This is a genomic window from Azospirillum sp. CT11-132 (assembly GCF_047302835.1).
Taxonomy (GTDB): Bacteria; Pseudomonadota; Alphaproteobacteria; order Azospirillales; family Azospirillaceae; genus Azospirillum.
On record NZ_JBGLZA010000003.1, the window covers coordinates 2,474,687 to 2,487,355 of the forward strand.

The following is a 12,669-nucleotide window of genomic DNA, read 5'->3' on the forward strand; positions in this document are numbered from 1 at the left end:
CCGGCGCTGTCCCGATGACCAGACAATGGGCGCCGAACGTTGCGGTCGAATGTCCGCAAACCGGTCATTTGGTAACAGAGTGTAACCGCCGGCCGCCCCGTAACCGGGCGTTACACATTTCCCCTTCACGCCCGCGGCGCCTCGCCCGATCATGGGGCCATGGACCGCACGCCCCACCTCCTCGTCGTCGACGACGACCGCGAAATCCGCTCCCTCGTCGCCCAGTTCCTGACCAAGCACGGCTACCGGGTCACCGGGGTGCGGGACGGGGCGGAGATGATGCGCACGCTCGACGGCGCCCGCGTCGACCTGATCGTTCTCGACCTGATGCTGCCGGGGGAGGACGGGCTGTCGCTCTGCCGCCGGCTGCGCGCCACGCCGCAGACGGCGCAGACCCCCGTCATCATGCTGACCGCCATGGGGGAGGAGACCGACCGCATCGTCGGGCTGGAGATGGGCGCCGACGACTACCTGGCGAAGCCCTTCAGCCCGCGCGAGCTGCTGGCCCGCATCAAGGCGGTGCTGCGCCGCGTCTCCGCCCCGCCGGTGGCGGGCGCCCCGGCGGCGGCCGGCACGGTGCTGCGCTTCGAAGGCTGGTCGCTCGACCTGACCAAGCGGGAACTGCGCTCGCCCGACGGTGTGCTGGTCCAGCTGTCGGCAGGCGAATACGACCTGCTGGTCGCCTTCGTCGAGCATCCGCAGCGGGTGCTGACCCGCGACCAGCTTCTCGATCTGGCGCGCGGCCGCTCGGCGGTTCCCTTCGACCGTTCCATCGACGTGCAGGTCAGCCGCCTGCGCCGCAAGATCGAACCCGATCCGGCAGAGCCGACGCTGATCAAGACGGTGCGCGGCGGCGGCTATCTCTTCACCCCGACCGTCAGCAGCGGCGGATCGGCATCGTGACCGCGCAGCCGGAAGAGATGACGGCGAAATCCCGGCTGGCCCGCCGCCGCAGCCTCCGCCGCCTGCGGCTCGGCTTCCCGGACAGCCTCGCCGCGCGCATCGCCCTGACGGTGGTGCTGGCGCTGCTGCTGACCCAGGCGATCAGCGCGCTGGTCTATCTGACCGACCGCAGCGAGGGGCCGCCGATCCACGGCCCCAACGTGCTGATCCAGCGCATCACCGCCATCGTCCAACTGGTGGAAAGCACGCCGCCGCCGGGCCGCGAGCGGGTGGTGCGCGCCATCGACGACCCGGTCCTGCGCGTCGAATGGCGCCCCGACCGCCCGCCGCCGCTGGCCCCCAACGCCATTTCCAGCGGCCGGTTCGAGGGGCTGAAGCGCCGGTTGAGCGAGCAGCTCGACACCGCCGACCGCAATATCCTGGTCGAGGTCCAGCGCCCGCCCCGTGGCGATGTCCGGGGCGACGACCACCCGCATCCGCCCTTCATGGGCGGCGACGAGCCGCGGCGCTGGGGGCCGCATGTCCGGCTGTCAGTGCGGCTCGGCGACGGGTCGTGGCTCAGCTTCACCGGCGGCGATCCGCTGGCCGGTCCCTTCGGCATCGTCCGCTTCCTGTTGTGGATGGGTGCGATCGTCGCGGTGATCCTGCTGGTGTCGCTGCTGGCCGCCCGCCGGGTGACGGCGCCGCTGGCCGGCTTCGCCGCCGCCGCCGAGCGGCTCAGCGTCGACGGGCAGGCCGATCCCTTGCCGGAGGAAGGCCCGCGCGAGCTGCGCGCCGCCACCCGCGCCTTCAACCGGATGCAGGCGCGGCTCGCCCGCTTCGTCGCCGACCGCACCCAGATGCTGGCGGCCATCAGCCACGACCTGCGCACGCCGATCACCCGTCTGCGCCTGCGCGCCGAGCTGGTCGACGATCCGGAGATGCAGCGCCGGATGCTGGCCGACCTCGACGAGATGGAGGCGATGATCTCCGCCACGCTGGCCTTCGCCCGCGACGACGCCCAGCGCGAGCCGCGCGGCCGCTTCGACCTTGCCGACCTGCTGCAGAGCCTGTGCGACGACCGCGTCGACGCCGGCCACCGCGCCCTCTACGACGGCCCGGCCCATGTGGTGGCGGAAGGCCGCCCGGTGGCGCTGCGCCGGGCGCTGGCCAACCTGATGGACAACGCCATCAAGTATGGCGGCGGCTTCATCGTCCGGCTGGAGACCGGCGCCGACGGCACCAATGCCGCCAATGCCCTGATCCACATCGACGACGACGGCCCCGGCATCCCGGAGGCGGAGTTCGAGAAGGTCTTCGCCCCCTTCTACCGGCTGGAACGCTCCCGTTCCCGCGACACCGGCGGCGTCGGCCTGGGCCTGTCCACCGCCCGCAGCATCATCCGCGGCCACGGCGGCGACGTGACCCTGGCGAACCGCGACGAGGGCGGCCTGCGCGCCACGGTGACGCTGCCGCTCTGACCTTCCAGCTATTGCAAAGAAAAAGGGCCGCTCCATCGGAACGGCCCTTCTCTTTCAACTCCGCGACCGCTTAGTAGCGGTAGTGGTCCGGCTTGTACGGGCCGGCGGCGTTGACGCCGATGTATTCGGCCTGCTTGTCGCTGAGGACGGTCAGCTTGGCGCCGATCTTTTCCAGATGCAGGCGGGCCACCTTCTCGTCCAGGTGCTTGGGCAGGACGTAGACCTTGTTCTCGTAGTTGGCGGCGTTGGTCCACAGCTCGATCTGGGCCAGCACTTGGTTGGTGAAGCTGGCGCTCATCACGAAGCTGGGGTGGCCGGTGGCGCAGCCCAGGTTGACCAGACGGCCCTGGGCCAGGACGATCAGGCGCTTGCCGTCGGGGAACACGACCTCGTCGACCTGCGGCTTGACCTCTTCCCAGACCAGATTGCGCAGGGCGTCGATCTGGATCTCGCTGTCGAAGTGGCCGATGTTGCAGACGATGGCGCGGTCCTTCATGGCCCGCATGTGGTCGAGCGTGATGACGTCGACGTTGCCGGTCGCCGTGACGAAGATGTCGCCCAGCGGAGCGGCCTCGTCCATGGTGATGACCTGATAGCCTTCCATCGCGGCCTGGAGCGCGTTGATCGGGTCGATCTCCGTCACCATGACGCGGGCGCCCTGCGAGCGCAGCGAGGCGGCCGAGCCCTTGCCGACGTCGCCATAGCCGGCGACCACGGCGACCTTGCCGGCGACCATCACGTCGGTGGCGCGCTTGATGCCGTCGACCAGCGACTCGCGGCAGCCATAGAGGTTGTCGAACTTCGACTTGGTGACGCTGTCGTTCACGTTGATGGCCGGGACCTTCAGCGTGCCCTTCTTCATCATCTCATAGAGACGATGGACGCCGGTGGTGGTCTCTTCCGACAGGCCGCGGACGTCGTTCAGCATCTCCGGATACTTGTCGTGCATGATCTGGGTGACGTCGCCGCCATCGTCCAGGATCATGTTCGGGGTCCAGCCGTCCGGGCCGCGCAGGGTCTGCTCGATGCACCACCAGAATTCCTCCTCCGTCTCGCCCTTCCAGGCGAAGACCGGGATGCCGGCGGCGGCGATGGCGGCGGCGGCCTGATCCTGGGTCGAGAAGATGTTGCAGGAGGACCAGCGCACGGTGGCGCCGAGCGCGGTCAGCGTCTCGATCAGCACGGCGGTCTGGATGGTCATGTGCAGGCAGCCGACGATGCGGGCACCGGCCAGCGGCTTGGAGTCGCCGAATTCGGACCGCAGGGCCATCAGGCCCGGCATCTCGGTCTCGGCGATGGTGATCTCCTTGCGGCCCCAGTTCGCGAGGCTGATGTCCTTGACCTTGTAGTCCGTGAATTCGGCGGCCATGAGGGATGACTCCTGGTGGGCAGTGATGATTGGGGCAGCGATGATTGGCGCCGGCCGGATCGAATCCCCGGCCTTGCCGCTGTAATTTGCCAAGGGTGTATCAGCGGTATCGGAACCATGCAAGCATAAAGATATCTTTATGTTTGTTGGGTAGGGTGATGGAAAGCCCGGTGATCGAAAGACCGGCCACACCCCTTTCTGTTCGCTTTACGTTCCCATCTGCCGCGGCTAAGCTGCGGGCATGGACGAGATACGGCGATCCCCGATCAAGGGCCGCGGCGCGGTCAGCAACGCCACCGGGCGGTTCGAGCGCGAGACCCGCGTCCTGACCGACGACGGCTGGACCGGCTATGCCGAGGGTGGGAACGAGGCGCTGTCCGATCCCGTCCGCACCATTGTTGCCCCGGCGTCGGCCAAGTCGATCATCACCGGCAACCAGTCGCCCGACATCCCTTTCGACCGGTCGGTGAACCCGTACCAGGGCTGCGAGCACGCCTGCATCTACTGCTTCGCCCGGCCGACCCATGCCTATCTCGGCCTGTCGCCCGGATTGGATTTCGAGACCAAGCTGTTCGCCAAGCGCAACGCGGCGGAACTGCTTGCGAAGGAGTTGCGGGCGAAATCCTATGACTGCCGGCCGCTGGCGCTGGGGGCCAACACCGATCCCTACCAGCCGATCGAGCGGACGGAGGGCATCACCCGGCGGGTGCTGGAGGTCTGCCGCGACTTCAAGCAGCCGGTCAGCATCATCACCAAATCGGCGCTGGTGCTGCGCGATTTGGACATCCTGGCGCCGATGGCGGCGGAGGGGCTGGCATCGGTTGCGCTCTCCGTCACCACGCTGGACCGCGACCTCGCCCGCGTGATGGAGCCGCGGGCCAGCACGCCGCCGCGCCGGCTGGAGGCGATCCGCAGCTTGACGCAGGCCGGCGTGCCGGTGGCGGTGCTCGCCAGCCCGATGATCCCCGCCCTGAACGACCATGAGCTGGAGGCGATCCTGGAGGCGGCGGCCGGGGCCGGGGCGAGCGCCGCAAGCTATATCCTGCTGCGCCTGCCGCTGGAGATCGCCGGGCTGTTCGAGGAATGGCTGCGCGTCCACGCCCCCAACCGCGCCGACCGCGTGCTGAGCCTGATGCGGCAGAGCCGCGACGGCGCGCTCTACCGCTCCGGATTCGGCACGCGGATGAAGGGCACCGGCCCTTACGCCGAACTGCTGCGCCATCGCTTCAAGCTGGCCTGCCGCAAGCATGGGCTGGGCGATCGGAGCTGGCAGCTCGACTGCAGCCGCTTCCGGGTGCCGCCGGCCGTGGGGGATCAGCTGTCGCTTCTGTGAGGGGCGGGAGTTGGAACAGCGTGGAACAGGGGTGCGGATGGTGTTTCATCCGCCGCCTACCGGCGCCGGGAGAAGGGACCGGCGGCGCGGCGGCTCACCGGGCCGGGGTTGAGGTTGGGGTAATGTTCGTACTGGTTGGCGGTCCAGGGGAAGACACCCTTCGGGCCTTCCCCTTCCGGCCGGGCCAGGATGGCGGCGACCATGGCCGGATCGGGCGGCGTGCGCTCGCGCAACGCGCCGGGGATGTCGTCGTCGAGTTCGGGGACGGTGACGGCGGGCGGATCTTCGGGACGGGGCGATTGCAGGCCGGGCGGTTGCGTTTTGGTGTCCGGGAGATCTCTCGGGGTATCGAGACCGGCGAAGAGGCCGAGGCGTTCGGCCAGCCAGCGGACGGTGGAGGGATCGCCGGCGGAGACCAGCCGTTCGATCTGTTCGGCCACCAGGGCGCGGAGCGAGGACAGGCGCAGTTCGGCCTCGCGGTTCAGGGATTCACGCTCCCACCAGACTCGGACACGGAAATCCTTGGAGTCGTAATAGGCGCGCCAAAGCGTGGTGCGGCTGCAGCCCATGGCGCGGGCGACCTGGAGAAAGCTGTTGCCGCGCGCCAGCATGCCGGCGGCCATGATCCACTGTTCCTCGTGGAACTGCGATCCGGGGACGAGAGAGCCTTCGGATGGCACCGGCGGCTCCTCCGCCCAGCAGGGGAAACGGTCGTCTTTCAGCGTACGGGGATCGACGGGCATGGGGCGGCTCCGCGGAAGGGTGGGTCCTGCGGAGAGTTTATGGGAATAATTTCCGATTTTGGAGATTTTATGCAAAGACTGCCGGCGTCCGGGGAGGTCGCGGCGTCCGTGGCAACATTTCCACGGATGTCACGGATTAAGACACGGATGACACGGATTTTTTGGTCTTGTGGACGCTCCGGCTTCGACCGGAAGCCATGGCTTCGGAACGCCACATCCGTGACATCCGTGTCTTAATCCGTGACATCCGTGTCGATCTTGCCCGCCATCTCCGCGGCTTCCCGCCCGGACGAGGTGTCGTCAGGATCGGCGGATCGTCTTGCTCCAGGGCGGCAGCGGGGCGGCGGGCTTCTGCCCGGAGGACGACAGCGCCGACAGCGGCAGGCGGCCGGTCGCCAGCATCGCCATCACCAGGGCCGGATGGGCCGGACCTGCGTTGGTGGTGTCGTGGTCGGTCTGCCCGGTCTCGGCCGGTTCGTCGTTCAGCGCCTCGTTGATGCGGGCGAAGGCTTCGATGTCTTTGATGTGCAGCATGGTCCGTGCCCCTCGGCTTCGACATTTGTGCGTCGCAGCAAAAACGAAGGTAACAGCTCTGCCCTCGAATGATCTCACGTGCGGCGCTTTGACGCGGCCCTTTTTCTAACGGGCCGGTTCGCGAACGGCCAGCATAAGCCCGAAGCCGATGACGAAGAAAGCCAGAACCGTCGCCATGCCGGCGCGCTGGCTGTCGAAGGCCTGGGTCGCCAGCCCGAACAGCAGCGGCCCGAAGAAGCCGACGAAGCGGCCGGTCAGGCCGTAGAGCCCGAACATCTCGCCCGCCATGCCGGGCGGGGCAAGCCGCGCCATCATCGACCGCCCGGCCGCCTGCGCCGGCCCGAAGAACAGCCCCAGCCCCAGCGCGAAGATCCAGAACCACAGCCGCTCGGTCGCCAGCAGCAGCGGCAGGCCGCACAGCGCCATGCCGGCCAGCGCGATCAGGATCACCGGCTTGGCCCCCGCCCGGTCGTCCATCCAGGCGAAGCTGATGGCTCCCGCCCCCGCCACCACATTGAGCGCGATGGCGAAGACCAGGATCTCCTCGAAGCTCATGCCGAAGGTGCCGGCGGCGAAAATGCCGCCGAACATGGTGATGGTGTTGATGCCGTCGCGGTAGAAGGCGCTGGCGACCAGGAAACGCGCCACCTCGCGGTAGCGCCGGACCTGACGCAACGTGGCGACCAGCGTCGCCACCCCCTCGCGCGCCGCCCGGATCAGGCCTTGGCCGGTGGACGGCTCGTCGGGCACCCAGAGGAAATAGGGCAGCGCGAACAGCCCATACCAGGCGGCGGCCAGCAGGGCGGTGGCGCGGACATTGGCCTGCGGCCCCCAGTCGGCCCACTCCATCCCGAACAGGCCGAACAGCGGGGCCGGCGCCTTGACGAAGCCGACCAGCGCCAGGACGAGGCAGGCCAGCCCGCCGAAATAGCCGATGCCCCAGCCCCAGCCCGACACCCGGCCGAACAGCCGCTCCGGCACCAGCCCCGGCAGGGTGGCGTTGTAGAAGACGTTGGCCAGCTCGAACGCCACGGTGGCGACCACCACGCAGGCCAGCGCGAAGGCGGCGTCGGCCGGATCGGGACGCACCCACCACAGGGCGGCGGTGAACAGGACGGTGACTAGCGTAAACAGCGCCATCCACGGCTTGCGCCGCCCGGCTCGGTCGGCGATGGCGCCCAGCACCGGGCTGAGCAGCGCGATGGCGACACCGGCCACGGTCATGGCGGCACTCCACCGCGCGGTGCCCTCGACCGGATCGCCGACGACGCCGCGGGCGAAATAGACCGCGAAGACGAAGGTGGTGATGATGGTGTTGTAGGCCGAATTCGCCCAGTCGTAGAGACACCAGGAGGCGATGGCGCGGCGGGAAGGGGCGTTGGGGGAGGCTTCGGTCACGCCCGCTTACCCCTGCTCGCCCCCCGCCAACCCGTCCACACCGAAGGAGATCTGGTTGTTGTCGTAGCGGGCGACGATGCGCAGGCGGTCGCCGGCCGACAGCGCGATCGGCTTTTCCAGGAAGGTCATCGCCTGCTTCCAGTGGTTGGTGCGCGACCGGCTTTCCGACTTGTAGACCACCTCCTCGTCCATGAAGAGGTCGAACCAGAAGGCGACGCCGTGGCAGGTGCCGGCGGTGACGATCGTCACGTCGATCACCCGCTCGCCCTCCTCCGGCATGTTGCGGGTGAAGTCGAAATCCAGCGCGGTGAAGGGCTTGGACAGCGGGGTGTGGGCGTCGGCGCCGAGGTCGATCTGCTGGTAGCCGGGGGAGCGGAAGACGTCGAAGCTGCCCATGTCGAAGCCGTCGATCGTCTCCACCGGGTTGATGCGGGCCAGTTCCGGCGTCTCCACCAGCATGGCGTAGACGGTGGAGGCGCGCGGGATGATGGCGCCGCCCGGCTTCACCAGATGGGTGCGGGCATGCTGCAGCACCGACAGCATGCGCGGGGCCAGCATGCCGATGTTGATCAGTTCGGAGACGAAGACGTCGGCCTTCTCCGGCAGGTCGCCCCCCTCGCCAACCGTCAGCTGGGTGGACAGGCGCGGCACCACGTCGATGCGGCCGGCAAAGCCGTTGCGCGCCACGGTTTCCTTGGCGACGCGGGCGAGGATCGGGTTGACCTCGCAGGTCACGACCTTCTTGGCGCCGGCGCGGGCCGCCATCATGGCGACGATGCCGGAGCCGGTGCCGATCTCCAGCACCAGCGAATCGGGCTTCACCGCCCGTTCCAGCGACTGCTTGTAGGCCTCGTTCCGCTCGAAATCGTTGATCATCGGCAGGTGCCAGCCGGGTACCGCGTTGGAGTAGATCAGCCGGCGGGTGAACTTCACCATCGGGTGGTCGGGCGCCTGTTCGCGCGCCGCCTCGATCACCTCGATGGCCTCCGCCGCGCGGTCCAGGCTCTGCAGCACATGGGCGAGGCCGACCTGGGCGGGGATGAAGCGCGGGGCGGCGGCGAGCACGGTGCGGAACTCCGCCTCCGCCTCGGCCAGCCGGCCGCGGGTGGAGAGAAGCTCCGCCAAGCTGTAATGGACGTCGAGATAGTCGGGGGCCTGCTCCAGCGCGGTGCGGAAATGCTGCTCCGCCTCCTCAAGCTCGCCCAGCTCGCGCAGGGTGGCGGCGAGGAAATGGTGCATCTCCGGCGCTTCGGGGCGGAGGTCGAGCGCGGTGCGGAAGCAGTCCGCCGCCTCGTCCAGCCGGCTCTGCGCCTTCAGCGCGTTGCCGAGGTTGCCGTGCAGTTCGGGCAGGCGCGGGTTGATGGCGAGGCCGGCGCGGAACGCCTCCTCCGCCTCCGCCGGGCGGGCCTGCTGGAAGAGCAGGCTGCCGCGGCTGTTGTGGAAGGACGGGTCGTTGCCGTTCTCCGCGATGGCCTGGGCGAATAGGGCCAGCGCGTTTTCCGGATGGTCGGTGTGGGCGGCGACCAGCCCCAGCAGATGCAGCGCCTGGGCATTGTGCGGATCCGTCGCCAGGATCGCCCGGCAGTCCTGTTCCGCCCCCGCCAGATCGTTGCTGCGGAATCGCTTGGCCGCGTCGAGCAGGGTCGGGGCGGGGGTGTCGGTCATCGCTGCGGCTCCAAAGACGGCGGGTACGGCGGGAACACGAAAAGATCGCCGCACCATACCGGGAATTGCCGCCCCGCTACAGCCTTTCGATCCGCACCCTTTCACCGGGCTCGGCCATTGCGCCTGCGCGATTATCACGCCATCCATACGCGCAAAAGGAGAATAAGGAGTCGGGTGCATGTCGGACACGGGAATGATCGGGCGCGTGAAGGGCGGCGTGACGGGCGGCGTGATGGGGGCGCTGGCGGCGACGCTGCTGCTGGCGGGCTGCGCCACGGCGGAGATGGGCGGCGCGGGCGCCGGAGGGGGCGATGCCGCGGGATCGGCGGCGGCGCGGCGGTTCGAGGCGGTGCGGACCAGCCCGCCGGAACTGCGCGCCTTCCTGTACCGCATGCCCAAGGGGGCGGACCTGCACAGCCACCTGACCGGTGCGGTCTATGCCGAGAGCTACATGCGGATGGCGGCGGATGCCGGGCTGTGCTTCGACGTCAAGGCCAACACGCTGGTGGCGCCGACGGCGCAGGCGCCCTGCGACGCCAAGGCCGGGCGGCCGGGTGCCGCGGCGGTGACCGCCGACAGCGTGCTGTATCCGGTGGCGCTGGACGCGCTGTCGACGCGCGACGCGCTGCCGGTCTCCGGCTACAGCCTGCATGACCAGTTCTTCGCCACCTTCGGGCGGTTCCGTGCCGCCGCCAACGCGACCCCCACTTCCACCGGCGATCTGCTGGCCGAGGTGGTGGACCGCGCCGGCCGGCAGGGCGAACGCCATGTCGAGCTGATGGTGTCCTTCGGCACCGGCCCGGCCGCCGCCATCGGCAAGGCGTTCGCCTGGACGCCGCAGGTGGCGGCCGACCTGTCGGGCACCGCCGACCGGCTCATCGCCGCCGGCCTGCCGGCGCTGGTCGCCCCGGCCCGGCAGGAGATCGACGCCGCCGAGTCGCGGATGCGCTCCGTCCTGGGTTGCGGCACGCCGGCGGCGCGGCCGGGCTGCGCGGTGTCGGTGCGCTACCTCCAGCAGGTGGCGCGGACGCAAGGACCGGGGCCGGTCTTCGCCACCACCCTGTTCAACGCCCTGCTGGAAGAGCAGGAGCCGCGAATCGTCGGCCTGAACTTCGTGGCGCCGGAGGACAATCCGGTGGCGCTGGACGACTACGACCTGCACATGCGCATGGTGGCGGAGGCGGTACGGCGCCATCCCGGCACCAACGTCGCGCTGCATGCCGGCGAACTGACGCTGGGCCTCGTCCCACCGGAGCGGCTGCGCGACCACATCCGCAAGGCGGTTGAGGTCGCACGCGCCAAGCGCATCGGCCATGGCGTCGACGTGATGTATGAGGACGATCCCCAGGGCCTGCTGCGGACGATGGCCGGGCGCAAGGTGGCGGTGGAGATCAACCTGACCAGCAACGACAAGATCCTGGGCGTCAGCGGCCGGAACCACCCGCTGCCGGTCTATCGTGCCGCAGGCGTGCCGGTGGTGCTGTCCACCGACGACGAGGGCGTGAGCAGGATCGACCTTACCAACGAGCTGCAGCGCGCGGTGGAGGAGTTCGGGCTGGGCTATGCCGATCTGGTCGGGCTGGCGCGCGCCAGCCTGGAGCACAGCTTCCTGCCCGGCGACAGCCTGTGGTCGGCCCCCGGCTGCGCCCCTCCGGTCCGCGAGGACTCCTGCCGCGCGGTGACGGAGCGCAGCGAGAAGGCGCGGGTGCAATGGGGGCTGGAACAGGCGCTGGCGCGGTTCGACCGCGAGATGGCGGGGGTGCGGTAACGCCCGGCCGGACGCCCGCCCGCGGCGATGGGAAGCGGCGGGCGGGTTGCGCGGGTTGGAACAGCGTGAAACAGACTCCGGCACCCTGTTCATCCGTTCAACGGAGCGGACAAGGGGGGCGGGCCGCCGTCGGAGCCCCGGAATGGCGCGGCGGATGGAACACCGGACCGGGCGGGTGGTGTTGCAGGACCTGCCGCCCGACGGCCAGCAAGGCCCGATATCCCGGAGCCGCACGCCGATCCGGCAGTGAAGCGGGCAGGACGAAAAGCGGACGACAGGCCTCATGTACGGCCTCCGGGATTGGAGATGGGTACGCAGTCCTATCACGACGGATGGCTTCAGACCAGCGCGGCCCGCGCAGTTCCGGTGGAAAGCCGTGGGTGAATGCCTTCGCCAAGGGATCGGGCCGTAATGCCGGGAGTGAAAAGGCTGTTCGGCATCACCGACGATCACAACGAGCTGTTTCAATGAGGCCGGAGCAATTTTGCTCCGGATTACGACCGAGATCGTGCTGCGCCCGTACGCCGGTGAACTGCTTCAATGAGGCCGGAGCGTTTCTGCTCCGGATTACCGCGCGCGACCACGGTGTCGAGGTCCGCCCGGTCGACGTGCTTCAATGAGGCCGGAGCATTTCCGCTCCGGATTACCAATTCGACCCCGCCCCGTCGGGCGACGAGCCGTTCTTGCTTCAATGAGGCCGGAGCATTTCCGCTCCGGATTACTCTTGTCGCCGGCTCGATCCTCCGCGCGAAGGCCGGGGTGCTTCAATGAGGCCGGAGCATTTCCGCTCCGGATTACGGTCACCACCGCGGCGCCGTAGCTCGGCCGCCAGATGTCGCTTCAATGAGGCCGGAGCATTTCCGCTCCGGATTACCCGGCCGCGGTGATGGAGACCTGTCGTCCACCGACGTGCTGCTTCAATGAGGCCGGAGCATTTCCGCTCCGGATTACCAGGACATTCCCGCCGGCTGTGGCCTCATGGCGCGTGGTCCGCTTCAATGAGGCCGGAGCATTTCCGCTCCGGATTACGCAGCATGACGGATGTCAGGGTGAGGCGAACCATGTGTTGCTTCAATGAGGCCGGAGCATTTCCGCTCCGGATTACGGGGCCGGCGCCATGACCATAGCCGCGATCCACGACACGCTTCAATGAGGCCGGAGCATTTCCGCTCCGGATTACCAGCGAGCCGGCAGGAATGCTGTGCCAGACCCCCATCCGCTTCAATGAGGCCGGAGCATTTCCGCTCCGGATTACTAGTCAGACACGATCACCCCCACAGCGTAAGAGAAACTGCTTCAATGAGGCCGGAGCATTTCCGCTCCGGATTACACGCCACCAATGCCGTACTCTCGGTCCCCGCCCTCAACCATGCTTCAATGAGGCCGGAGCATTTCCGCTCCGGATTACCCGTGCGGAAAGCCGCCAGCAGACGCGGCGACGCGTTGCTTCAATGAGGCCGGAGCATTTCCGCTCCGGATTACAAGTCGAAGACGAC

General features: G+C 68.7%; 9 protein-coding genes and 1 CRISPR repeat array (1 of these 10 running past the window's edge). Of the genes, 4 read left to right on the top strand and 5 right to left on the bottom strand.

All coding sequences use genetic code 11. The annotated features are described in order from the left end of the window. Positions 1 to 159 precede the first annotated feature (159 nt). Together ACCD06_RS17680 and ACCD06_RS17685 are read left to right on the top strand one after the other, a co-directional pair. Positions 160 to 903 carry a response regulator gene (locus ACCD06_RS17680; RefSeq protein ID WP_136704956.1) on the top strand — a complete coding sequence of 248 codons (744 nt, stop codon included), beginning with the start codon at positions 160 to 162 and terminating at the stop codon, positions 901 to 903. After that, positions 900 to 2,363: an ATP-binding protein gene (locus ACCD06_RS17685; RefSeq protein ID WP_413342145.1), complete on the top strand. Its 1,464-nt coding sequence runs from the start codon at positions 900 to 902 to the stop codon at positions 2,361 to 2,363. The genes ACCD06_RS17680 and ACCD06_RS17685 overlap by 4 nt, the downstream gene beginning before the upstream one ends. 70 nt (positions 2,364 to 2,433) lie before the next feature. Here the strand turns inward: ACCD06_RS17685 and ahcY are convergent, their stop codons facing one another. Beyond that, positions 2,434 to 3,732: an adenosylhomocysteinase gene (gene ahcY, locus ACCD06_RS17690; protein ID WP_136704957.1), complete on the bottom strand. Its 1,299-nt coding sequence runs from the start codon at positions 3,730 to 3,732 to the stop codon at positions 2,434 to 2,436. Positions 3,733 to 3,973: 241 nt separating this feature from the next. Between ahcY and ACCD06_RS17695 the strand changes: the two genes are divergently transcribed. Then, complete coding sequence (locus ACCD06_RS17695) at positions 3,974 to 5,065, top strand: PA0069 family radical SAM protein (RefSeq protein ID WP_413342147.1); 1,092 nt, start codon at positions 3,974 to 3,976, stop codon at positions 5,063 to 5,065. 56 nt (positions 5,066 to 5,121) lie between these two features. Here the strand turns inward: ACCD06_RS17695 and ACCD06_RS17700 are convergent, their stop codons facing one another. The 4 genes from ACCD06_RS17700 to ACCD06_RS17715 form a co-directional block, all read right to left on the bottom strand. Further along, on the bottom strand, positions 5,122 to 5,808 hold the full coding sequence (locus tag ACCD06_RS17700) for a hypothetical protein (RefSeq protein WP_413342149.1): 687 nt from the start codon (positions 5,806 to 5,808) through the stop codon (positions 5,122 to 5,124). 300 nt (positions 5,809 to 6,108) lie between these two features. Further along, on the bottom strand, positions 6,109 to 6,342 hold the full coding sequence (locus tag ACCD06_RS17705; protein ID WP_136704960.1) for a hypothetical protein: 234 nt from the start codon (positions 6,340 to 6,342) through the stop codon (positions 6,109 to 6,111). Between the two features lie 105 nt (positions 6,343 to 6,447). After that, the gene (locus ACCD06_RS17710; protein WP_413342151.1) at positions 6,448 to 7,740 is read right to left on the bottom strand and encodes an MFS transporter; all 1,293 of its coding nucleotides are present in this window, start codon (positions 7,738 to 7,740) and stop codon (positions 6,448 to 6,450) included. Between the two features lie 6 nt (positions 7,741 to 7,746). Continuing rightward, positions 7,747 to 9,405, bottom strand: coding sequence for a tetratricopeptide repeat protein (locus tag ACCD06_RS17715; protein WP_413342153.1), 1,659 nt, complete (start codon positions 9,403 to 9,405; stop codon positions 7,747 to 7,749). Positions 9,406 to 9,583: 178 nt separating this feature from the next. On the opposite strand from ACCD06_RS17715, the gene ACCD06_RS17720 reads away from it, so the two are divergent. Continuing rightward, positions 9,584 to 11,173, top strand: a complete 1,590-nt coding sequence (locus tag ACCD06_RS17720) for an adenosine deaminase family protein (RefSeq protein WP_413342155.1) — start codon at positions 9,584 to 9,586, stop codon at positions 11,171 to 11,173. Between the two features lie 461 nt (positions 11,174 to 11,634). Then, a CRISPR array of direct repeats spans positions 11,635 to 12,669; the repeat unit is 37 nt; unit sequence GCTTCAATGAGGCCGGAGCATTTCCGCTCCGGATTAC; it runs 60 nt beyond the window's last position.